This is a genomic window from Aeromicrobium sp. 10G20-16 (assembly GCF_055809665.1).
In genome coordinates this window covers 1,159,780-1,180,909 of the sequence record NZ_CM147919.1, presented here as the reverse complement: position 1 = coordinate 1,180,909, position 21,130 = coordinate 1,159,780, and the positions used below count along the sequence as shown (strand labels likewise).

20 protein-coding genes and 1 tRNA gene are annotated in these 21,130 nt (G+C 70.9%); 14 read left to right on the top strand and 7 right to left on the bottom strand.

Features of this window, described 5'->3' with window-relative positions; all coding sequences use genetic code 11:
• The first annotated feature begins 9 nt into the window (after positions 1 to 9).
• Together AC0L5F_RS05965 and AC0L5F_RS05960 are read left to right on the top strand one after the other, a co-directional pair.
• On the top strand, positions 10 to 2,223 hold the full coding sequence (locus AC0L5F_RS05965; RefSeq protein ID WP_473315702.1) for a putative bifunctional diguanylate cyclase/phosphodiesterase: 2,214 nt from the start codon (positions 10 to 12) through the stop codon (positions 2,221 to 2,223).
• Positions 2,220 to 2,972, top strand: coding sequence for a hypothetical protein (locus tag AC0L5F_RS05960; RefSeq protein ID WP_473315701.1), 753 nt, complete (start codon positions 2,220 to 2,222; stop codon positions 2,970 to 2,972). The genes AC0L5F_RS05965 and AC0L5F_RS05960 overlap by 4 nt, the downstream gene beginning before the upstream one ends.
• On the opposite strand, the gene AC0L5F_RS05955 is transcribed toward AC0L5F_RS05960, so the two are convergent.
• Both AC0L5F_RS05955 and AC0L5F_RS05950 read right to left on the bottom strand, forming a co-directional pair.
• A complete protein-coding gene (locus tag AC0L5F_RS05955) occupies positions 2,918 to 3,469 on the bottom strand; it encodes an NUDIX hydrolase (RefSeq protein ID WP_473315700.1) in 552 nt (183 codons plus the stop codon). The two genes, AC0L5F_RS05960 and AC0L5F_RS05955, sit on opposite strands and share 55 nt — an antisense overlap.
• On the bottom strand, positions 3,466 to 4,743 hold the full coding sequence (locus AC0L5F_RS05950) for a zinc-dependent metalloprotease (RefSeq protein WP_473315699.1): 1,278 nt from the start codon (positions 4,741 to 4,743) through the stop codon (positions 3,466 to 3,468). Before AC0L5F_RS05950 ends, AC0L5F_RS05955 begins: the two co-directional genes overlap by 4 nt.
• Before the next feature lie 78 nt (positions 4,744 to 4,821).
• On the opposite strand from AC0L5F_RS05950, the gene AC0L5F_RS05945 reads away from it, so the two are divergent.
• The 6 genes from AC0L5F_RS05945 to AC0L5F_RS05920 all read left to right on the top strand — a co-directional run bounded on the left by AC0L5F_RS05945 (position 4,822) and on the right by AC0L5F_RS05920 (position 10,931).
• On the top strand, positions 4,822 to 5,235 hold the full coding sequence (locus AC0L5F_RS05945; RefSeq protein WP_473315698.1) for a molybdenum cofactor biosynthesis protein MoaE: 414 nt from the start codon (positions 4,822 to 4,824) through the stop codon (positions 5,233 to 5,235).
• A gap of 46 nt (positions 5,236 to 5,281) precedes the next feature.
• The gene (locus tag AC0L5F_RS05940) at positions 5,282 to 6,370 is read left to right on the top strand and encodes a YlbL family protein (protein WP_473315697.1); all 1,089 of its coding nucleotides are present in this window, start codon (positions 5,282 to 5,284) and stop codon (positions 6,368 to 6,370) included.
• Entirely contained in the window at positions 6,361 to 6,876 is a 516-nt protein-coding gene (locus AC0L5F_RS05935; protein WP_473315696.1) for a PPA1309 family protein, read from the top strand. The genes AC0L5F_RS05940 and AC0L5F_RS05935 overlap by 10 nt, the downstream gene beginning before the upstream one ends.
• 91 nt (positions 6,877 to 6,967) lie before the next feature.
• A complete protein-coding gene (locus AC0L5F_RS05930) occupies positions 6,968 to 9,904 on the top strand; it encodes a UPF0182 family membrane protein (RefSeq protein WP_473315695.1) in 2,937 nt (978 codons plus the stop codon).
• 34 nt (positions 9,905 to 9,938) lie between these two features.
• Complete coding sequence (locus AC0L5F_RS05925; protein ID WP_473315694.1) at positions 9,939 to 10,790, top strand: SDR family NAD(P)-dependent oxidoreductase; 852 nt, start codon at positions 9,939 to 9,941, stop codon at positions 10,788 to 10,790.
• 64 nt (positions 10,791 to 10,854) lie between these two features.
• Positions 10,855 to 10,931 (top strand) — tRNA-Met (locus AC0L5F_RS05920).
• A 65-nt stretch (positions 10,932 to 10,996) separates the two neighbouring features.
• Here the strand turns inward: AC0L5F_RS05920 and AC0L5F_RS05915 are convergent.
• Together AC0L5F_RS05915 and AC0L5F_RS05910 are read right to left on the bottom strand one after the other, a co-directional pair.
• Complete coding sequence (locus tag AC0L5F_RS05915; protein WP_473315693.1) at positions 10,997 to 11,644, bottom strand: response regulator; 648 nt, start codon at positions 11,642 to 11,644, stop codon at positions 10,997 to 10,999.
• A complete protein-coding gene (locus AC0L5F_RS05910) occupies positions 11,641 to 12,783 on the bottom strand; it encodes a sensor histidine kinase (RefSeq protein ID WP_473315692.1) in 1,143 nt (380 codons plus the stop codon). Before AC0L5F_RS05910 ends, AC0L5F_RS05915 begins: the two co-directional genes overlap by 4 nt.
• Before the next feature lie 161 nt (positions 12,784 to 12,944).
• Here AC0L5F_RS05910 and AC0L5F_RS05905 point away from each other — a divergent pair, with 161 nt between their 5' ends.
• The 4 genes from AC0L5F_RS05905 to AC0L5F_RS05890 all read left to right on the top strand — a co-directional run bounded on the left by AC0L5F_RS05905 (position 12,945) and on the right by AC0L5F_RS05890 (position 15,956).
• Positions 12,945 to 13,400 (top strand): DUF6326 family protein, encoded by a 456-nt coding sequence (locus AC0L5F_RS05905; protein ID WP_473315691.1) that lies wholly within the window; start codon positions 12,945 to 12,947, stop codon positions 13,398 to 13,400.
• A 76-nt stretch (positions 13,401 to 13,476) separates the two neighbouring features.
• A complete protein-coding gene (locus AC0L5F_RS05900) occupies positions 13,477 to 13,926 on the top strand; it encodes a YiiD C-terminal domain-containing protein (RefSeq protein WP_473315690.1) in 450 nt (149 codons plus the stop codon).
• Positions 13,926 to 14,684, top strand: coding sequence for an isocitrate lyase/PEP mutase family protein (locus tag AC0L5F_RS05895; RefSeq protein WP_473315689.1), 759 nt, complete (start codon positions 13,926 to 13,928; stop codon positions 14,682 to 14,684). The genes AC0L5F_RS05900 and AC0L5F_RS05895 overlap by 1 nt, the downstream gene beginning before the upstream one ends.
• A gap of 87 nt (positions 14,685 to 14,771) precedes the next feature.
• Positions 14,772 to 15,956, top strand: a complete 1,185-nt coding sequence (locus AC0L5F_RS05890; RefSeq protein ID WP_473315688.1) for a S1C family serine protease — start codon at positions 14,772 to 14,774, stop codon at positions 15,954 to 15,956.
• 10 nt (positions 15,957 to 15,966) lie between these two features.
• On the opposite strand, the gene AC0L5F_RS05885 is transcribed toward AC0L5F_RS05890, so the two are convergent.
• Positions 15,967 to 16,266, bottom strand: a complete 300-nt coding sequence (locus AC0L5F_RS05885; protein WP_473315687.1) for a GNAT family N-acetyltransferase — start codon at positions 16,264 to 16,266, stop codon at positions 15,967 to 15,969.
• A gap of 111 nt (positions 16,267 to 16,377) precedes the next feature.
• Here AC0L5F_RS05885 and AC0L5F_RS05880 point away from each other — a divergent pair, with 111 nt between their 5' ends.
• Positions 16,378 to 18,030: an amidohydrolase gene (locus AC0L5F_RS05880; protein ID WP_473315686.1), complete on the top strand. Its 1,653-nt coding sequence runs from the start codon at positions 16,378 to 16,380 to the stop codon at positions 18,028 to 18,030.
• Positions 18,031 to 18,043: 13 nt separating this feature from the next.
• The gene (locus AC0L5F_RS05875; RefSeq protein ID WP_473315685.1) at positions 18,044 to 18,433 is read left to right on the top strand and encodes a hypothetical protein; all 390 of its coding nucleotides are present in this window, start codon (positions 18,044 to 18,046) and stop codon (positions 18,431 to 18,433) included.
• 91 nt (positions 18,434 to 18,524) lie between these two features.
• Here the strand turns inward: AC0L5F_RS05875 and AC0L5F_RS05870 are convergent, their stop codons facing one another.
• Together AC0L5F_RS05870 and AC0L5F_RS05865 are read right to left on the bottom strand one after the other, a co-directional pair.
• A complete protein-coding gene (locus AC0L5F_RS05870; protein ID WP_473315684.1) occupies positions 18,525 to 20,018 on the bottom strand; it encodes a CapA family protein in 1,494 nt (497 codons plus the stop codon).
• A 281-nt stretch (positions 20,019 to 20,299) separates the two neighbouring features.
• On the bottom strand, positions 20,300 to 21,121 hold the full coding sequence (locus tag AC0L5F_RS05865) for a Rossmann-fold NAD(P)-binding domain-containing protein (protein WP_473315683.1): 822 nt from the start codon (positions 21,119 to 21,121) through the stop codon (positions 20,300 to 20,302).
• Positions 21,122 to 21,130 lie beyond the last annotated feature (9 nt).

Genomic DNA, 21,130 nt, shown 5'->3' with positions numbered 1-21,130 from the left:
CCGTGGGTGGTGTTCATCAGTGTGATCGTCGCCGACGCGATGGGTCGTACCGGACCCAACCGCGACTCCACGATCGTGGGAGCTGGGCTGGGGGTGTTCTTCGCCCTGCTGGTGCTGCGCCTGCTCATCGCGGCATGGACGCAGCCCGCTCGTCGGGCGGGGCTGCTCGCTCTGCTGGCCGGCGTCGTGGCGTGGGCGCTGGGATCGCTCTCGGTCAATCTCGCGCGCGGGCAGGACACGACGTTCCCCGCGCCGGGGGAGTGGCTGTTCCTGGTGTCGTACCTCGGCATCTTCGGGTACCTCCTGCGCGACGTGGACCCGCGTCGCGCAGGCCAGGGGCGCGGGTGGCTCGACGCGATCATCATCTGTGGAGGAACCGCGTGCGTCGCCTCGCTGCTGCTGATCACCCCGATCCGGATCGCGTCGGGTGCTGACGGCGTCACCCTCTTGCTGGCTCTGGTCTACCCGCTCGCCGACAGCGCACTGGTGCTGGTCGTGCTGGCGCAGGGCCTTCTCCACATCCGCGCGGACCGTCGGGCCGGGTGGCAGCTCGGGCTCGCGTTCGTGCTGCTGGCCGCTGCCGACTCCGGCTTCGCGCTGGAGAACTCGGCGGCCTCCTACGACTTCAGCGCCGCGAGCTATGGCCTCTGGGGAGCGGCGTTCGCGGTGCTGGTGGGGGTCGCCTGTCGCCCCGGGCAGACGACCGTGCGTCTGCGCCGCCGCAGCGCGGGCAACACCCCGCTGCTCATCGGCGCCGGACTGCTGGCGCTGGGCGTGCTGACCGTTCGGCCCGATGACGCGCTCGCGCACATCACCCAGTGGCCGGCCGTGGTCACCCTGGGCGCCGTCGCTGTCCGGCTGGCCCTGGCGTTGCGGGACGCCAACCGGGCGACCGAGGCCTTCGCCCTCTCGCAGACCGACGACCTGACCCTGCTGCCCAACCGTCGGGCCGTGCGGGCGTGGCTGTCCGACGGCCTGGGCAGTCGTCGTCCACTCGGCCTGATGCTGCTCGACCTGGACCGCTTCAAGGAGATCAACGATGCCCTCGGACACCGGGCAGGCGACTCGGTGCTCGAGATGGTGGCGATGCGGATGAGGGAGTCCGTCGAGCCGCGGGCCAGGGTGGCTCGCCTCGGGGGCGACGAGTTCGCGATCCTCGTCGAGACGCGAGACGAGATCGAGCTGATGGAGCTGGCGCACCAGGTGCTCGGAGACCTCGCCAAGCCGATCGAGATCGACGGCCTGCAGATCAGCACGGCGGCGTCGATCGGCATCGCGGTGACCGGAACGGTCGACGTCTCCGCAGGCGTGGCCGACGGGACAGACGTGCTGCGTCGCGCGGACGTCGCGATGTACCAGGCGAAGAGGTCGGGCAGGGGCGTGGCGATCTACGACGCCGACCTCGACAAGTTCTCGAGGTCGCGCCTGCAGCTGGCCGAGGAGGTGCGCGTCGCCCTGGACGAGGGCCAGTTCGAGGTCTGGTACCAACCGCAGGTCGACGTCGACACCATGTCGGTCGCCGGCCTCGAGGCGCTCGTGCGGTGGCGCCATCCGACCGAGGGCCTGACCGGACCGATCGCCTTCCTCCCGGCAGCCCGGCGTGCCGGCCTGATGAGCAGGCTGTCCGAGATCGTGGCGCAGCAGGCCATCGACGATCTGCAGACCCGCTGGCAGACCGGCACCGACATGCGGGTCTCCATCAACTGCGCCCCGCCCGAGCTGCTCGGTCCCTCGTTCCTGCCGTTCCTGTTCGCCGCGATCGAGGCAGCCTCGATCCCGCCCGACCGCGTGGTGCTGGAGATCACCGAGGACTCGTTCCTGTCGGACCCGCAGCGCACGCGTGAGGTCCTGCTCGACCTGAGGCGTCGTGGCGTCCAGATCGCGATCGACGACTACGGCACGGGCTTCTCCTCGCTCGCATACCTGCGGAACCTGCCCGTGCAGGAGCTGAAGATCGACCGCACGCTCATCGGCAACGTCTCCACCGACGAGCGCAGTCGGATGATCGTGGCCTCGACCGTCCAGCTCGCGCACGCGCTGGACATGCGCATCGTCGCCGAAGGCGTCGAGAACGACCACGACCTGGACGCGCTCGCCGCGATGGGCGTCGACACCGTGCAGGGCTACCACCTGGCGCGCCCCATGCCCGCATCACACGTGGATCGTTGGCTGGCCCACGAGGCCGCCTCCTCCCCGAACCACCTCAGAAAGGAACCGCGATGACAGCACCATCGCTCAGACTCGTGTTCGACCCCGACGGTGACGAGCTCGCCGCTGCTCGCGCCTGCGAGGCCGAGGTGTTCCTCGAGGCCTACGGCAACACCGCGGAGGACTTCGCGCGCGAGTACGGCCCCTACGAGGACGCGACCGGGTTCATCGCGATCCTGGACGAGAAGGGCGAAGCAGTGGCCGCTGCCCGCTTCATCACCCCCGGTCCGGCCGGCCTCAAGACCCTGAACGACGTCGAACGCGTCCCCTGGGAGGTCGACGGCCTGCGGTCGGCGCGATCGGCCGGGGTCGACCCCGAACGCACGTGGGACATCGCCACGATCGCGGTGCGTCCCGGACTGGGACGACAGGGCCTGTGCGCCAGCGCCCTGTACCACGGGCTCACCTCGGCGTTGTACGCCAACGACATGGACTTCGTCGTGATGATCATGGACTCGTTCGCGCGCGAGCTGCTGATGGGTCTCGGCATGCCCACGCACGTGCTGCCCGGCACGGGAACGGGTGAGTACCTCGGGTCGGCGAACAGCACGCCGCTGTGGGCCGACGTCGATCGGGGGCTCCAGCAGCAGCGCCGGGAAGCTTCCCGACGCCCACCGCCTGATCGTGCAGGGTGTCGGGCTGGACGGGATCTCCGTCCCGACCGACTGGACCTGGCGTCGCCCGCGAACCGCGTAGCCGCGGGCGGGGGTCAGGACCGGCCGAGGCGGCCCACCGCCGCCGCCACCAGGTCGCGCACGTCCTGATCGGTCGGATCGGGCAGGCGATCGACGGGCCACCACGCCAGCTCCTCGGACTCCTCGCTGATCGCGGGCTGGGCGCCCGGGGGAGCCACGGCCATGAACTGCACGTCGAGGTGGTGGGCCGGCTGCAGGGGACCGCAGAACGGCACCGCATGGCGTGACAGCAGCACAGGCGCCGGGTCGACGTGGAGGTCGTGGATTCCTGACTCCTCGCGCGCCTCGCGCAGTGCCGCGCCGCTGAGGGTCGTGTCGCCGGACTCGCAGTGACCGCCGGTCTGCAGCCAGAGCCCGGCCTTGCGGTGCTTGGTCAGCACCACGTGCTCCCCGTCGGACGAGATGACCAGCGCGCTGGACGTCAGGTGGTCCGGCCGACACTCGCGGTACATGGCGTCGGGATGCTCGGCGAGGTGCGTCAGGTACAGCGCGCGGAGCCGTTCCTGGTCGGCGTCCGGGGCGACCCAGTCGGCGAGGACCGAACGGGCGTCGTCGTGCAGGGTCACGTCGTGGAGTCGTCGGGTCCGTCGAGAAGGCGGCCGAGCTCGGCGTCGAAGTCGTCGCCGTCAGCGTCGGGCTCGTCGGCGGAGAATCCCAGGGGATCGTCGAGGTCGGCTGCGGTCGGCATCAGGTCGGGGTGCGTCCACGGCTTGTCGCGCGCCTCGGTGCCGCGGCGATCGCGCAGGGCCGCCCACACGGTGGCCGCCTCGCGCAGGCGTCGCGGCCGCAGCTCGAGCCCGACCAGGGAGGCGAAGGTCTGCTCGGCCGGTCCGCCGGCGGCTCGCCGACGCCGCATCGCCTCGCCCAGCGAGACGGCGGCCGGCATGGTCTCGGCCGTGGCCTGGGTGACGACCTCGTCGACCCACCCCTCGACGTACGCGAGCAGCGTCTCCAGACGCTCCAGCGCCTTGGCCTGCTCGGGGGTGCGCTCGGGCTCGAACAGCCCGCTGCTCATGGCTTCCTGGATCTGCTCGGGGTTCGACGGATCCAGGTTGCCGATCTGCGCCTCGATGGCGGAGACGTCGATGCGGGTGCCGCGACCGAACTCCTCGATGGCGGTGACCAGCGCCGAGCGCAGCCACGGGGAGTGGCTGAACAGGCGTTGGTGCGCGCACTCGCGCAGGACGACGTACAGCAGCACGTCGGCGTCGCTGTGCTCGAGGCCCTCGCCGAACGCGGCGACGTTGGCCGGCAGCACGGCGGCGACGCCGTCGGGCCCGAGCGGCAGGCCGATGTCGGTGACCGACACGACCTCTCCGGCGAGCTCGCCCAGGGCGCGGCCGATCTGCTGGCCGAACATGGCGCCACCGGCCTGGGTGAGCAGGCCCATGATCGGGGCAGCCATGGCTCGGGCTTCCTCGGGCAGGGCGTCGGACATGGCCGTCACGACCGATGCTGCGATGGGCTCGACGAGCCGGTTCCACATCGGTGCCGTGGACTCGACCCACTCGGCGCGGCTCCATGCGGCCGACGTGGTGGTACCGGACGGGATGTCGGTCGCGCGGTCGAGCCAGCTCTCGGCGAGCCGGACGGCGTCGGAGACCGCGCCCTGCTGGTGCGAGGTGGGCGACGGGTCGGGACCGGCCGCGGCGACGGTCTTGCGGGCGACGTCGCGCGCGGCATCGAAGTCGACGCTGCCCTCGTGCGGTGTGAACAGGTGCTGCATCTGCCCCATGATCTGGTTCAGGTCGATCTGGCCGCCGCTGAGCGCGCCGAACATCTCCTCGAAGGGCGTGCCCGCGAACGGGTTCTGGGGCTGATCGTCGTCCTGCTCTGACATGGGGCCAGCGTACCGACCGGTCCCATCGCCGGCTTCGCCACGACGACGGCCCTTGCTGGGCTCTACGATGGTCCGATCATGCCGATCGTTCGCCTGCTTGACATCCGTGACGCACCGCTGAGCCTCGACGAGGTCTTCGACGCCGTCTCCGACCCCTCGTCAGGGGGAACGTGCCTGTTCATCGGCACGGTGCGCGATCACGACGGCGGCGACCAGGTCAGCGACCTGAGCTACTCGTCGCACCCGACGGCGCTGGACCGTCTGCGGGACGTCGCCGAGCGGATCGGCCGCGAGGAGGACGTGGTGGCGCTGGCCGCCACGCACCGTGTCGGCGATCTCGCCGTGGGCGACCTCGCCGTCGTGGTCGGCGCGTCGGCCGGACACCGTCCGGCGGCGTTCGCGGCCTGCCGGCGGTTGATCGACGAGCTGAAGCTCGAGGTTCCGGTGTGGAAGCAGCAGACGTTCTCGTCCGGCGACCAGGCCTGGCTCTGACCGTCGCCGCGCCGGACCATTCGGCCTGACCTCCTAGGATCGCCTCGTGTCCGACTCCCACCCTCCGCAGGATCCGATGTCGCTGAGTCGCACCTACGTGGTGCGTCTCGCCGCGGCGATCAGCCTGATCGTGCTGGTGAGTGTCGTCCTGCTCCTGCCGGTGCCCTACGTGACGTTGCGGCCGGGCCCGGCGTACGACACCCTCGGCGACTTCGGCGACAAGCCGATGTTCACCTTCGGCTCCGACGTGAAGACCTACCCCACCACCGGCAATCTCGACTTCACCACTGTCTCCGTCACCCGCGCGGGCACGCGGATCAGCCTGGGCCAGGCCATCCAGTCGTACCTGGACCGCGACGTCGCGGTGGTCCCGCGCGACCTGGTCTACCCGAAGGGCACGAGCGAGTCGGACTCGCGGGCTGAGTCCGCCGCCGAGCTCGACGGTTCCAAGGACTCCTCGCGCGTCGCCGCCCTGCGCGCGGCGGGCTACACCGTGCCCGGGTTGCCCGAGGTCGCCGACGTCTCCGCCGACGGGGCCGGGGCCGGAGTGCTGAAGTCGGGCGACCTGATCCGCGCCGTGGACGGCGCGCCGGTCGACTCCTCGGCCGCGGCGGTCAAGGCGGTCGGCGCGGTGAAGCCGGGCGCGACCGTGACCCTGGCCATCACGCGAGGATCCACCGAGCGCACGGTCTCCGTGGTCACCAAGCCGGACCGCACCGATCCCACCCTCCCGCGCATCGGCATCACCCTGGGCACGAAGTACGACTACCCGATCTCGATCGACAACAACGTCGGTCGGTCGATCGGAGGTCCGAGCGCCGGCACGATGTTCGCTCTCGGCATCTACGACAAGCTGACCCCCGGCTCGCTCACCGGTGGGCTCAAGGTCGCCGGCACCGGCGAGATCAGCGCGGAGGGCCAGGTCGGCGCCATCGGCGGCGTCCAGCAGAAGATCGCCGGTGCGGCCGCCGCGGGCGCCACGGTGTTCCTCGTGCCGGCGCCCAACTGCGCCGAGGCCCTCGACGGTGACACCAAGGGACTGAAGCTGGTCAAGATCACCAACCTGTCGGACGCCATCACGTCGCTGAAGGCGCTCGCGAAGGACAAGAACGCGACGGTCCCGTCATGCAGCTGATGCCGGACTCGCCGGTGCGTCGCGCCGCGCTCGAGGTGGAGGCGCACGTGGGCGCCGACGGATGGGACCAGCCGGCCCGACTGTTCGCGCTCGTGCCCACCGTCGACCTGATCGCCCGTGAGCCCGAGCTGGCCGCCCAGGTGGAGGCCACGCCCGGAGGGTTCACCCCCATCGAGCAGGAGCTTCCCTCCGACGGGCGCGACCTCGAGGACCTGCTGACCGGGATCGGCTGGCCCGAGACCGTCACCGGGTGTGCCGTCGTGGTCGAGCGGCTGATGCTGCCGCCCGAGGCCGAGGAGTCGTTGCCCGACGATCCCGACGCCATGGTGCGCGCGGCCGCCGAGCACCCCGATCGCCGCGAGGTGCGGCTCGTCGCCGCCGTGACACGTGGGGGAGCGGTGCACAGCGGCGTGCGCATGCGTGACGCCACCACGGCCGAGATGCTGGAGGGACCGGACCTGGTTCCCGGCCTCGTGGCGCAGCTTCGACAGACCCTCGAGCCGTGAGCCCGAGAAGCGCTGAGAAGGTATTGGTGCGGTGCCATAGAGTCAGAGTCACTCTCCCGGCGCAGCGACGGGTAAACGAAGCAGGAGACACGTGAGCGACATCTTCGGAAATGCCCGCCAGCGGGAGCCACGCCAGCCCAGTGGCGGTGGCGACGGCGGACGACGGGTGCTGGTTCCGACGCTGATCACCTTGGCAGCACTGCTGTTCGTGGGGTCGATCTTCACCAGCCTCTGGACCGACCGCCTGTGGTTCCGCGCCATCGGCTACGGCGACGTGTTCCAGACCGTGCTGGTCACGCGCGTCTCGCTGTTCCTCGTGCTCGGACTGCTGTTCGGGGCGGTCCTCATCGGCAACGTGTACCTGGCCTACCGCCTGCGCCCGGACAACCCGTCGATGCGCCGTGACGACCCGGCGTTCCGATACCGCACCGCCCTGACGCCCATCGCCAAGCCGGTCCTGATCATCGGCGGTCTGCTCGTGGTGGCCTTCGCCGGCTCGATCGCCGCCAGCCGATGGGACACCTACAAGATGTGGGCGAACGGCACGCCGTTCGGCACCAAGGACGCCCAGTTCGGCAAGGACATCGGCTTCTACGTCTTCGACTACCCCTGGTACCGGTTCCTGACGTCGTACAGCTTCGCCCTGATCGTCCTCACGGTCCTGGCCGTCGTCTTCGTGCACTACGTCTACGGAGGCGTGCGCATCGTGGGTCGCGGTCCTCGGTTCACCCGCGCCGCACAGGTGCACATCTCCCTGCTCATCGGTCTCGGCGTGCTCACTCGCGCCGTCTCGTACTACCTGGACCGGTTCGCCCTGGCCATCGGCTCCGGTGGTGTGGTCGACGGCATCACCTACACCGATGCCAACGCCCGCATCCCGAGCAAGAACATCCTCATCGGCGTCGCCCTGGTGTGTGCGCTGCTGTTCTTCGCGGTCGTGTTCGTCCGCTCCTGGGTGCTGCCGGCCCTCGGTCTCGGCCTCCTGGCGCTGACCTCGGTGCTGATCGGTGGCATCTGGCCGGCCGTCATGCAGGGGTTCCAGGTCAAGCCGTCCGAGCCCGACAAGGAGGCGCCGTACATCGCCAAGAACATCGCGGCGACCCGAGACGCCTATGCGGTGGCCGATGCGCAGACCCAGCCCTACACCGCCAAGACCACGCTGACTCCTGCCGAGCTGACCAAGTCGGCTGAGCAACGCGTCAGCAGCCGACTGCTCGACCCCACCCTGATCCGCGACGCGTTCGAGCAGCTGCAGCAGGTGCGCGGCTACTACACGGTGCCGTCGACGCTCGACGTCGACCGCTACAAGATCGGCGACGACGAGACTCCGCAGGACATCATCATCGCGGCGCGCGAGGTCGACCTCGCCGGTCTGCCCGACGCCCAGCGCAACTGGGCCAACGACCACACCGTGTACACCCACGGCTACGGCGTCATCGCCGCTCGCGGCAACGAGCGCGGCCCGCAGGGCGAGCCGGTGTGGGTCGAGAAGGACATCCCGCCGGTGGGCGACCTGAACATCACCACGCCGCCGCGCATCTACTTCGGTGAGCAGTCCCCGGACTACTCGATCGTCGGCCGGCCCAAGGGCGCGGCGCCGATCGAGGTCGACATTCCCCGTGGCGGCGGCTCGGCCGACGACGCCAGCGCCGACGCGAGCGCCAACACCTACGACGGATCGGGCGGCGTCCCGGTCGGCAACTTCTTCAACAAGGCGCTGTACGCGTTCAAGTTCGCCGAGCCCAACATCGTCTTGTCGAGCCGCGTCAACAGCCAGTCGAAGATCCTGTACGACCGCCACCCGCGTGATCGCGTCGAGAAGGTCGCCCCCTGGCTGACGGTCGACGGCGACCCTTACCCGGCCGTCGTCGACGGCCGCGTCGTGTGGATCGTCGACGGCTACACCACCAGCAACGCCTACCCTTACTCGCAGCACCGCTCGCTGCGCGAGGCCACGGCCGACACGCTGACCACGGGTCGCGCCCAGGCGGCGCTGCCCACCGACGAGATCAACTACATGCGCAACTCGGTCAAGGCCGTGGTCGACGCCTACGACGGCAGCGTCAAGCTGTACGAGTGGGACGAGAAGGACCCGATCCTCAAGACCTGGATGAAGGTCTTCCCCAACACGGTGCTGCCCAAGTCAGACATCAGCTCCGCCCTGATGGACCATCTGCGGTACCCGGTCGACATGTTCAAGGTGCAGCGCGACGTGCTGAGCCGCTACCACGTCACCGACGAGCAGACGTTCTACGAGGACGGTGAGCGCTGGCGCGTGCCGGGTGATCCCACCCTGGGCGAGAACACCAAGACCCTCCAGCCGCCGTACTACCTGTCCATCGCGCGGCCGGGCGACGACAAGACCGAGTTCTCGCTGACCAGCGTCTTCCTGCCCAACAGCAGGCAGAACCTGGCGTCGTTCGTGTCGGTCAACTCCGAGGCGAGCAGCGACAACTACGGCGTGATGCAGATCCTGGAGCTGCCCAGCAACACCCAGGTTCCGGGTCCGAGCCAGATCGCCAACGACTTCCAGACCGACAAGGGCGTCACGCAGGCGCTGCTGCAGTTCGAGCAGTCCAAGCAGGCCAAGATCCTGCGCGGCAACCTGCTGACCCTGCCGGTCGGCGACGGTCTGCTGTACGTGCAACCGGTCTACATCCAGCGCACGGCCGAGGTCGGCACCTACCCGGTGCTGCAGTTCGTCGCGGTGTCGTTCGGTGGGTCGGTCGGCTTCGGTCAGACGCTCGACGAGGCGCTCAGGGTGGCGGTGGGCCTGCAGGCCGGCGACACGTCGAACACCACGGACGGCGAGGGTGACACGCCGGACTCCGGCGGTGGCGACCAGCCTTCGGACACCCCACCTCCGAGCGGCAAGACCACGTCGCAGTACCTCGAGGACGCCAGCCGGTTCTACTCGCAGGCGCAGGCGGCCCTCAAGGACGGCGACCTGAACACCTACCAGCAGCGCATCAACCAGATGGGTCAGGCGATCACCGACGCCCAGGACGCCCTGAAGGACGGCAGCTAGACGCCACGGTCGACCGCCGCGAGAGGATGTCCTCATGGCACACCACGAGGACACCTTTCGCGGCAAGGTCGCAGCCGTCACCGGTGCGGGTTCGGGCATCGGCCGCGCTCTCGCGCTGGACCTGGCCCGCAGGGGAGCGCGCCTCGCGCTGAGCGATCTGGTCGCCGACGGGCTGCAGGAGACGGCGAACCAGGCGGAGGCGCTCGGCGCCGACGTGCTCACCACGGTGCTGGACGTGTCCGACCGCTCGGCGGTCGAGGCGTGGGCGGGCGAGGTCGCGGCGCACTTCGGTGTGGTGCACCAGATCTTCAACAACGCCGGCATCGGCGCCACGGCGCTGAGCACGCAGGACACCGCCTATGACACCTACGCCAAGGTGCTCGACGTGAACCTGTGGGGCGTGATCCACGGGACGAAGGCGTTCCTGCCGCACCTGATCGCCTCGGGCGACGGGCACGTCGTCAACCTGTCGAGCCTGAACGGCTTCATGGCGCAGTCCGGCATGACGGCGTACTGCACGTCCAAGTTCGCGGTGCGCGGGTTCAGCGAGGCGCTGCGCGTCGAGATGCTGGGGGAGCGGCGTCCGGTCAAGGTCACCGTGGTGCACCCCGGCGGCGTCAAGACCAACATCGGCAACGGCGCCTACGAGCAGCCGGGCCTGGACGAGACGGCACGGCAGAAGCAGTCGAGCCGTCGCGAGGTCTACGAGGAGAAGCTGTTCAAGGCGACGCCGGCCGAGGCGGCCGACGAGATCCTCGCCGCGGTGGCGAAGGGGCGAGGGCGGGCGCTGATCGGCCAGGCCTCGACAGTCGACCGGCTCGTGCGACTTCTGCCGGGCCAGTACCCGAAGGTCGTGGCCTGGTGGGAGCGCCGCACCTTCGGATGAGTCGCAGATCGGGGGGAACCCGATTTGAGTCGCATGGGCGCGGTCTGTAGAGTGATGGGTGCGACGCGGGGTGGAGCAGCTCGGTAGCTCGCTGGGCTCATAACCCAGAGGTCACAGGTTCAAATCCTGTCCCCGCTACCAACGGAAGGCCCGGACCAACAAGGTCCGGGCCTTCGTCATCTCCGGAGCGTGGAGACCAACGCGGCTCAGATGCGGCCGGTCTCGTGGGCCCACATGGCGACCTCGACCCGGTTGCGGGCGTCGAGCTTGCGCATGAGGGCCGCGAGGTGGGCCTTGACGGTGCTCGGGGTGATGAACAGCTCGGCGGCGATGTCGTTGTTGGTGCGGCCCTGTGCCACGAGCACGAGGACCTCCTCCTCGCGTGTCGTGAGCGGTTCGAGCGGCTGCCTCGTCGGTAAGACCTGGGACTGCGCGAACGCGGCGAGCAGCCGCACCGTCACGCTGGGTGCGATCAGGGCGTCGCCGGCAGCGGCCGCGTGGATGGCCTGGGTCAGCAGCTCCGGGCCGGCGTCCTTGAGCAGGAACCCACGGGCGCCTGCCTTGAGCGCCCCGTGGACGTGCTCGTCGAGGTCGAAGGTCGTGATGACCACGATCGGCAGGGGATCGGCGACGTCGGGTCCGGCGAGGCGTCGGGTGGCCTCGATGCCGTCCATCATCGGCATGCGGACGTCGAACAGTCCCACGTCGGGGCGCAGCTCGGCCGCCAGACGGACCGCCTCACGCCCGTCGGGAGCCGCACCGACCACCTCGATGTCCGGCTGGGCATCGAGCAGCATGGTCAGCCCGGTGCGCACGATGGCCTGATCGTCGGCGATGAGCACGCGGATGCTCATCGCGAGGCTCCGGACCGGGGAAGGACCGCCTCCACGCGCCAGCCCCGGTCGGCGGGACCGGCCTCGAAGGTGCCGCCGAGCAGCGAGGCGCGCTCGTGCATGCCGATCAAGCCGAATCCGGTTGGTCCGGGGCCGCCGGTGGCCGTGCCGTCGTCGTCGACGGTCAGCCGCACCCGGTCGGTGTCTCCCGTCACCGCGACGGTGACGCGGGTCGCGCGATGTGCGTGGCGTCGAGCGTTGGTGACCGATTCCTGGGCCAGGCGATAGATCGCCGCGCCGACCGCCGGGCTCAGATCGTCGAGCTCACCGCGCAGCGTCACCTCGACGCGCGGACCCGATCGGCCGTCGGTGGCGAGCTGCTCGACCTCGGCAACGCCAGGCTGCGGCGCCAGGTCGGTCCCACCGGAGTCGCGCAGCACGCCGACGATGGCGCGCAGCTCGGCGAGGGTCCGGGTCGCGGCGTCCTCGATGACCGCGAGGGCCTCCGCTGCGTGCTCGGGGCGGGAGGTGGCGACGGCGCGGCCCGCCTGCGCCTGGATGGCGATGCCCGACACGTGGTGGGCGACGGTGTCGTGGAGGTCGCGGGCCAGCTGCTCGCGCTCGCGTGCCTTGGCCCGCTCGACGTCGCGGATGCGGATCGTCGCGTGATAGCGAAGTGCTGCGCCGAGCGCGGCGGCGAACAGGAAGAACGCGTAGGCGGCGACCGAGTCGGCCAGGCTGGTGGCGTCGGCGCTGTTGGTGACCGGCAGCCACACCGCGATGGCGCCGAGGCCGATGGCCGCCTCGCGTGCCGAGCCCCACCGGAACAGTGCGTAGGCCAGGATCAGCGTCGCGGCGACGCTGTTCACCAGGGAGCCCTCCACGCCGGCCACGACCCTGACCACGTCGACGACCGTCAACGTGCCGAAGCACGCTGCAACCGCGCCGAGCGGGTGCGTGCGTCGCCACGGCAACGGGGCGAACACCCCGACCGCCACCACGAGCAGCAGCAGGCGCGGCGCCAGGCCGTGGCGAAGCGCGACCTCCGCGAGTGACCAGCAGGCCAGCGCCCCGACGAGGGCCCAGTCCCGCGGCGTCGGGCCTGACGGATCGTCGGCGCGGGGTTCGGCCCAGAGCGAGCGGAGGGCAGTGGTGGCCACGGGGTCAGCGTAGGCGGCGTGGGAGCCCGGCGTATCGGCCGAAAGTACGAGAGACGTGCTGTGCCAACGGCCAGCGCGAGTGTGGCTGCACGGCCGATGTGCCGAACGCGCGAGTCCGTGACGGTGGAGTCATCCACTCGACCCCGTCAGAAGGCATCACGATGACATCCACCCAGCCCCGCACCGTTGCAGGCCGTCAGCCGTCCCAGAAGCCGCTGGAAGAACTGCGCCTGCCCGTGCAGGCCAGGCTCGCGGCAGCATGGACCAGCTTCATGTTCTTCTACATCTACGTCGACTACCTCCACCTCTACAAGCCCGGTGTCGTCGACGACATCCGGGCCGGCATCGTCTTCGAGTTCGACATCAGCCAGACGTTCGTCACCACCTCGCTCGCGCTGGTGGGGATCCCGGCCCTGATGATCCTGCTCTCGATGACGGTGCCCGCGCGGGCGAACCGCACGCTCAACCTCGTCATGGCGACGCTCTACGTCCCCGTGTCGCTGTTCAACGTGGTCGGCGAGTCCTGGGTGGTCTTCTACGGCCTCGGCGCCGCGGTCGAGGTGGCCATCCTCGCCTTCATCCTGCGCTCGGCCCGGGCCTGGTCGAGGGTGCGGTGACCGCCGGGAGTGGGCAGCTCGAGCAGCGCACGACGGTTCGCGCGCGTCGCAGGCGTCGAGTCGCTAGGTTTCGACCATGACCGACAACGCTCCCCAGGCCCCGACCACCGAGCAGGCCCGCGCCATGATCCCGATCCTCGGCGCCATGGAGCTCGATGTCCTGGAGGTGACGTCGACCAGCGCGTCGGCGCGCATCCCGGCCGAGCCGAACGTCAACCACTTCGGGGCGATGTACGCCGGGTCGTTGTTCTCCGTCGCGGAGGTGCTGGGCGGGTTGATGGCCCCCTTGATGGACGTCCCCGGCGGCGTGCCACTGGTCAAGAGGCTCGAGATCGACTTCCTGCGCCCCGCGACGTCGGCCGTCACGGCGCGCACCACGCTGACCGACGAGGACGTCAGCCGGATCCGAGCCGAGGCCGCCGAGCTCGGCAAGTCGAACTACGAGCTGCTCTGTGAGGTCACCGACGAGGCCGGGACGGTCGTGGCGCGCACGCACGGCTTCTACCAGATGCGGGTGATGGGCTGATGGCCACGACAGACCTTCGAACGCGGGCCGAGAGGCTCGCCCAGCTGCACGCCGACCACCAGCCGCTGGTGCTGCCGACCGTCTGGGACGTCTGGTCCGCGCGCACCATGGTCGACGCCGGTTTCTCCGCGCTGACCATCGGCAGCCACCCGCTGGCGGACTCCCGCGGGGCGCAGGACAACGAGGGGCAGTCGTTCGACGAGGTCGTCGCGGCGGTCCGCCCGATCATCGCGGCGGTCGACGTGCCGGTCTCGGTCGACCTGGAGGCCGGCTACGGCCGGTCACCGGCTGACCTGGTCGCCGGCCTGCTCGACGCCGGGGGAGTGGGGCTGAACCTCGAGGACACCGTGCACTCCGAGGGCGGTCGGGTGCGCAGCACGGCCGAGCACGCCGCGTTCGTCGCCGACCTGCGAGCCGCAGCCGACTCGGCTGACGTGCCGATCTGGATCAACGGTCGCACCGACCTGTTCATGCACGCCGACGACCCGCACGCGGTGCTCGACGAGGCCGTGGAGCGTCTGCAGGCCCTGGTCGAGGCCGGCGCGAGCAGCGTGTACCCCGTCCGCATCCAGGACGACGACGAGCTGATCACCGCGGTCGTCAACGCCGTCTCGGTCCCGGTCAACTGCACCGCGCACCCGGTCCGCCACGACCTGGACCGGTTCCGCCGGCTCGGCGTCGGCCGCATCACCTACGGCCCGCTGCTGCAGTCGGCCCTCACCGACCAGATGAAGGACATGACCAGCACCTGGGCGTGAGCGGCGTCACCGTTCGTGACGGGTGTTCTTCTCGCCGCCTCATCGCCGGCTCAGCGTCCGTTCAGCGATCCGAGCGACGGTGCACTCATGGACATGAACGATCACCCCCAGGAGTCCGCACCGGCGACTCCGTCCGCGCCTGACCACGACGCGCCCGCCGCCACGGCGCACGCGCCCGCATCCTTCACCCGTCCCGGCCTCGGTCGTCGTACCCTCGCCGGCGTCGCGGCGGTCGGCCTCGCCGCGGGTCTGCTCGGCGGAGTCGGCGTCGTCGCCACCGCCCACGCGGTCGACGACCCGCAGACCCCTGCCGCCGCACCCCAGCCCGTCGTCGCGAGCGCCGCGTCCAGCGGCAGCGCCGGCGACGTCGAGCAGGTGGCCCACACCGTGACCCCCAGCGTGGTGCTGCTGCAGGTGCAGGGGCCCGAGGGCGCCGACGAGGGCAGCGGCATCGTGCTCTCGGCCGACGGCAAGATCCTGACCAACAACCACGTCGTCGCCGCGGCGGCGCACGGCGGCAAGGTCGACGTCGTCGTCGACGGTGGCAAGACCTACACGGCGTCCATCGTGGGTCGTGACCCGGTCACCGACCTGGCCGTGGTCCAGGCGAAGGGCGCCAGCGGCCTGACCCCCGCCACCGTCGGGCACTCCTCGACGCTGCAGGTCGGCCAGTCCGTGGTGGCGATCGGCGCACCGCTGGGCCTGCAGGGCACCGTGACCACCGGCATCGTCAGCGCCCTCGACCGCCCGGTCGTGACCTCCGACGAGAGCGGCGGACAGTCGGCCGTGACCGACGCCATCCAGACCGACGCCGCGATCAACCCGGGCAACTCCGGCGGACCGCTGGTCGACTCGTCCGGACGGGTCGTGGGCATCACCTCGTCGATCGCGAGCCTCAGCCAGGGCGGTCAGGCCGGGTCGATCGGCCTCGGCTTCGCGATCCCGATCGACGAGGCCATGCGCGTGGCCCGGCAGATCGAGCAGGGCGACACCGTCAGCCACGCCCAGCTCGGCGTCGCGGTCGCCGACTCCACCAACCCGGCCGGCGCACGGCTCGGCGAGATCGCCGACGGGCAGGCCGCCGCCAAGGCCGGACTGCGCAGTGGCGACGTCGTCACCAAGGTCGACGACCAGGTCATCGCGTCGGCCGACGGACTGGTGGCCGCCATCCGGACGCTGCCCCCGGAGAAGCAGGTGACGATCACCTACGTGCGGTCGGGGTCGACGCACACGGTGAAGGTCACGCTGGGCAGCGATCAGCCGACCACGTAGTAAGGACGGGCTAGTCGGTGACGTTGCTGCTGGCGCGGTACTCCAGGTGTGCGTAGTCGGGGTGCCGCGCCAGCCAGGCCGAGATGAACGGACAGATGGCCAGGACCTTCAGGCCGTCGGCCTCGACCGACGCGATGCCTTCGCGGGCCAGCGCCGAGCCCACCCCGTGACCCTCGAACTGCGAGAACACCTCGGTGTGGGTGAAGGCGACCAGCTCGTCGGTGCGCAGGTAGTCGGCGTAGCCCGCGAGCGTGTCGCCGTCGCGGGCCTCGAACCGGTTCTGCGCCCGGTTGTTGGTGACGGTGATCATCGGTTGTCTCCTCCGTGGTCAGACACCGTCGATCCTGCACCACCGGAGGTCGCTGCGACCACGCGGCTCGCGATCGGTCGGATCACCCGGTCCGCGCTAGCGTGGATCGGCGTGACTGCTTCCGCTCCTGACCTCGTCTTTCGCAACGGCCACGTCTTCGACGGCCACCGTCGACGCGCCGGCCAGTGCGTGGCCGTGCGGGACGGGCGCATCCTCGCCGCCGGCAGCGAGGACGAGGTCGCGGCACATGCCGCTGCCGACGCGCAGGAGGTGGACCTGGCAGGCGGCCTGCTCATGCCGGGCTTCCACGACTCCCACATGCATCCGATGGTCGGGGGGCTGGAACGGCTGCGCTGCGAGATGAGCTCGATGTCGAGCGTCGACGAGTACCTCTCGGCGATCTCCGACGTCGCCGAGCGCCGTCCCCAGGACGCCTGGGTGCGCGGAGGCGGCTGGTCGGTCGACGTCTTCGACCGACACGGCCCCACCGCCGACCTGCTCGACCGGATCGTGCCGGACCGTCCGGTGTTCCTGCCCAGCACCGACCACCACGACGCCTGGGTCAACAGTCGAGCGCTCGAGATCGCCGGGGTGGACCGCGACACCCCGGACCCGGCCGACGGGTGGATCGAGCGCGACGCCGATGGCCGCCCCACCGGCACGCTGCGCGAGGGCGCGATGGCGCTGGTGTGGGATCTCATCACGCCTGATCGCGGAGAGAACGCCGATGCGCTGCGCGAGGCCCAGTCGTATCTGCACGGGTGGGGGGTCACCGGCTGGCACGACGCGCTGATCGGCGGCTACGCCGGACTGGACGATCCCACCCGGGCCTACCTGGACCTCATCGACTCCGGCGAGCTGACGGCCCGGGTGCGCTGCTCGCAGTGGTGGGACCGGTCCCGCACCGACGTCGACACCCAGGTGGGCGAGCTGGTCGCGCAGCGCGACGCGCTGGCCCGCCAAGGGCTCGACGCCGGATCGGTGAAGGTCATGATGGACGGCATCGCGGAGACGTTCACCGCCACCCTCACCGAGGGCTACGACGACCTGACCGGATGTCCATGCGGCGACCACGGGTTGCCGTTCCTCGACCGCGAGCAAGCCGTCGAGGCGGTGTGCGCGCTCGATGCCGCGGGTCTGCAGGTGCACTTCCACGCCATCGGCGACCAGGCGGTGCACGACGCGCTGGATGCCGTGGAGGCCGCACGCCGACGCAACGGCATGAGCGGCCTGCACCACCAGATCGCCCACCTGCAGCTGGTGCGTCCAGAGGACCGGCAACGCTTCGGCGACCTGCAGGTGGTGGCCAACCTGCAGGGCATGTGGGCGCGCCGCGAGACGCCGGCGGTCGATCTGCTGCGGCCTCACCTCGACGACGAGCGCTGGTCGTGGCACTACCCGTTCCGCGACATCCTCGACGGCCGCGCGCGGTTCTCCGGTGGCAGTGACTGGCCGGTCAACCCGCCGGAGCCGATGGCTGCCGTGCACGTGCTGGTGAACCGGCGCGGCTGGACCGAGGATCCCACCGATGCCGGTGAGACGCTGACGCCGGAGCAGGCCATCGGGCTGGACGAGGCCCTGTCGGCGTACACGCGTGGCTCGGCATGGGCTGACCACCGGGTCGACGCAGGCTTCGTCCACGTGGGTGCCAGGGCGGACCTGGTGGTGCTCGACCGCGACCCGTTCAGCCTGCCGACCGACGAGATCGGTGCCTGCGAGGTCGCCTCCACGTGGGCGCAGGGTCGGCTGGTGCACGAGCGATGAGGACGGTCGGATCATGGTGACCGTGCAGCGCTTCGAGTTCGACTGGGAGCCCCGGTACCGCGTCGCCGGGCTGGCATTCGGCGTCACCCCGAGCCGCGCGTGGGTCGAGGTGACGCCGGTCGAGCTGCGGGTGCGCTACGGATGGTGGCGGCTGCGCACCGCGCTGACCAACATCGCGGGCCTCGACGTCACCACCGACTACGGGTTCCTCAAGACGGCCGGACCGCCGCACTTGTCGTTCGCCGACCGCGGCATCAGCTTCGCCACCAACGGTCGCCGCGGCCTGTGCGTGACGTTCGACGCCCCGGTGCCCGGGATCGACCCGACCTCGACCATCAAGCACCCCGCCGCGACCCTGACCGTCGCCGACGTCGAGGGTCTCGCCTCCGCGCTGGGCTTCTAGGCCGCGGCTCCCACGGGTCGACCGCGGTGGCACCGTCGGCGCAGTCCTCGAACCTGACGCCGCCTTCGGGTGGACATCAGTCGCGTCGTCCTCACTGGGCGAAGTGCTGGTAGTCCGGTTCCGCGAAGGCACCGCCCCACTGCCAGCCGATGCCGTCGAAGGCTCGCCGCACCACGCCGTCCTCGGTGATCACGCCCGGCCGCGGAGCCGAGGTACCGGACCGGTCGACGTCGATGAACCGCTCGGCTGCCGGCGGACGGACGTCCTGGCCGATCACGTACGGGTTCTGCACGGGATTGATGTCGATCGCCCGGCCGTAGGCGTGGTTGGACCAGCGGTCGGTGCCGGCCACGCGGCGACAGTTGTAGCCCGACGTGTTGTTGGCCGCCATCGAGCGGTTGTCGTCGCCGCCGAACTCGTCGACGAGGCGCATGCGCTCGATCGGGAACCGCGCGTCGTACAGGTCGCCGAACACGTCCCTGATGTCGCGCGCGACGTCGGCGTGCACCACCAGCTCGCCCTCGTGTGCTCGTCCGTCGAACCCGAGGTACGTCACCACGACGTGGCGCAGGTCGGCGAGCGGCACCGGGCAGACGTCCGGGTCGTGGCTGGTCATGCCCAGGCGGACCGACGGGCCGATGCCGGAGACGGTCGAGGTGAACTCCGGCAGCCGGTCGGCCGGGTCGTCCGGACCGGCGTCGGCCGCAGGTGACGACGCCGGGCCGGGGCCGGGCTCGAGGTCGGTGCAGTCGCGACGGTCGTTCCAGGCCTCGACGGCGTCGTCGGCATCGTCGCCGGAGAGCGGGCGGGCGGCCCCACCGTCGGCCGGGATGCTGCCGGGGACCCACGTGTCGCTCACGACGCGTCCGCCCTCGACGGTCAGCTGCAGCACGCCGGTCTCGGACTCGCGACCGTTGTACCAGTGGAAGTTGCCCAAGCCGTAGCTGACGTACGTCGAGCCGCTCACGCCCGAGCCCATCACCTTGTGGGCGTGCGACCCGACGATGACGTCGGCGCCGGCGTCGGCCAGCGTGCCGGCCAGGGCGCGTTGCGACGTGGTGCTGCACGCGTCGCCCTCGTCGCCCCAGTGCAGGTAGACGACGACCAGGTCGTCCACCCGCGCGGACTCGCGCACGGCGGCCACCAGCTGCGGTGCCGCAGCCGAACGGGCCGAGGCGATGCCGGGGCCGCTGCCGGGCACCGCTGCCCAGATGTCGGACGCCCCTTCACGGAACGACGCGTCGGCGGCGTGCACCGCGACGTCGGTGCCGCGCACCCGGGCCCGATGGGGCGCGAAGGCCTGCCGGTCGTCACGGCCGACGCCGACGATCGCCACCGGGGAGTCGTCGGCGGCCCGCAGGGTGTCGCGCAGGCCGGCCAGGCCGAAGTCGGCGCCGTGGTTGTTGGCCACGGACACCACGTCGACGCCGGAACGGTCGAGCATGTCGAGAGCGTCGGGATCCGTGCGGAACCAGTACCGGTTGTTCGGGTCCTCCAGCTCCTTGGGCGCGCGGTCGTCCTCGTCGGTGATCGCCGTCTCGAGGTTGATCATCGCCAGGTCGGCCGCCTGCAGAGTCCTGGACATCGGCCCGAGGGTGGAGTCCGCGCGGCCGGGCACCGTCTGGAAGCTCGCCCTCGAAGTGCACGTCGCCCGCGAACGCCAGGGTGAGTGGTTCACCGGTGTCGGGGAGCACCTCGTCGGCCTCGACCAGCTCGGTCACCTGGTCCACCACGTCGCCGCCCACGTCGGTGAGCATCGCGCAGACGGCCAGTGCTGCGACCGCGCCGGCACCGGTGGCGACCATGCGGGACCGACGCTTCACTGCTCCATCCTTGCGAGGACCACCAAGCCACGCAGGGTGAAACTCACCCGATCACGGCGTAGCCCTCGCGGTAGGTGGGCACCTCAGGCGTCCAGCCGGTCGAACGGAGCAGCGCGTTGGACAGCCTCTTGCCCGTGCCGCGCGCCGGGTCCGCCGGGGGTGGAGCAGGAAGGTCCAGCCGCTCCGCGAGGTGTGCCGCGACGTCGCCGAGCTGAGCCGGCTCGTCGTCCGTGCCGACGTAGAGCGCGGCAGGCGCGGCGTCCATGGTCAGCAGGTGCACGATCGCGGCGGCCGCGTCCGAGCGGTGGATGCGGTTGGTCCAGCGATCGGGATCGGCAAGGTCGCCGGATCGCACCTGGTCGACCAAGCGGGTGCTGTCGCCGTCGTAGAGCCCTGACAGGCGAAGCACCGTGCCGCCGGGCACCCGGTCGCGAAAGACCTCCTCGGCGGCCAGCAGCATGCGGCCCGGTCCGTCGGTGGGTGCGGCGAGGATCGTCTCGTCCGTCACGATGTCGGGCGAGGTCTCGCCGAAGACCGCGGTCGAGGACACGAGCACGGCCCGACTCGGCCGCTGGCCGGTGGCCTCCACGGCGTCGAGCGCGCGAGCCATGCCGTCGACGTAGGTGGCCCGGTAGGCCTCCTCGCTGCGGGGGCGGGCCGTGAGCGCGACGACGAGCAGGCCGAGGTCGAGCGGGGGCAGGACGGGCGCGTCGAGGGTGAGGTCGGCCGAGATGCCGTGGATGGGTGCCGGCACGTCGTCGGCATGGCGCCGGATGCCTGCCACGTCGTGACCGAGGGCGGCCAGACGGAGTCCGACGTCCGTCCCGAGGCGTCCGCAGCCGATCAGCAGCGCGTCAACGGCCATGGCGGTGCG

Excerpts from the sequence above, each read along its gene's own strand:
- AC0L5F_RS05960 (WP_473315701.1), top strand. The coding sequence starts at position 2,220 with ATGACAGCACCATCGCTCAGACTCGTGTTCGACCCCGACGGTGACGAG.
- AC0L5F_RS05950 (WP_473315699.1), bottom strand. The coding sequence starts at position 4,743 with ATGTCAGAGCAGGACGACGATCAGCCCCAGAACCCGTTCGCGGGCACG.
- AC0L5F_RS05945 (WP_473315698.1), top strand. The coding sequence starts at position 4,822 with ATGCCGATCGTTCGCCTGCTTGACATCCGTGACGCACCGCTGAGCCTC.
- AC0L5F_RS05935 (WP_473315696.1), top strand. The coding sequence starts at position 6,361 with ATGCAGCTGATGCCGGACTCGCCGGTGCGTCGCGCCGCGCTCGAGGTG.
- AC0L5F_RS05925 (WP_473315694.1), top strand. The coding sequence starts at position 9,939 with ATGGCACACCACGAGGACACCTTTCGCGGCAAGGTCGCAGCCGTCACC.
- AC0L5F_RS05915 (WP_473315693.1), bottom strand. The coding sequence starts at position 11,644 with ATGAGCATCCGCGTGCTCATCGCCGACGATCAGGCCATCGTGCGCACC.
- AC0L5F_RS05905 (WP_473315691.1), top strand. The coding sequence starts at position 12,945 with ATGACATCCACCCAGCCCCGCACCGTTGCAGGCCGTCAGCCGTCCCAG.
- AC0L5F_RS05900 (WP_473315690.1), top strand. The coding sequence starts at position 13,477 with ATGACCGACAACGCTCCCCAGGCCCCGACCACCGAGCAGGCCCGCGCC.
- AC0L5F_RS05895 (WP_473315689.1), top strand. The coding sequence starts at position 13,926 with ATGGCCACGACAGACCTTCGAACGCGGGCCGAGAGGCTCGCCCAGCTG.
- AC0L5F_RS05890 (WP_473315688.1), top strand. The coding sequence starts at position 14,772 with ATGGACATGAACGATCACCCCCAGGAGTCCGCACCGGCGACTCCGTCC.
- AC0L5F_RS05885 (WP_473315687.1), bottom strand. The coding sequence starts at position 16,266 with ATGATCACCGTCACCAACAACCGGGCGCAGAACCGGTTCGAGGCCCGC.
- AC0L5F_RS05875 (WP_473315685.1), top strand. The coding sequence starts at position 18,044 with ATGGTGACCGTGCAGCGCTTCGAGTTCGACTGGGAGCCCCGGTACCGC.
- AC0L5F_RS05870 (WP_473315684.1), bottom strand. The coding sequence starts at position 20,018 with ATGTCCAGGACTCTGCAGGCGGCCGACCTGGCGATGATCAACCTCGAG.
- AC0L5F_RS05865 (WP_473315683.1), bottom strand. The coding sequence starts at position 21,121 with ATGGCCGTTGACGCGCTGCTGATCGGCTGCGGACGCCTCGGGACGGAC.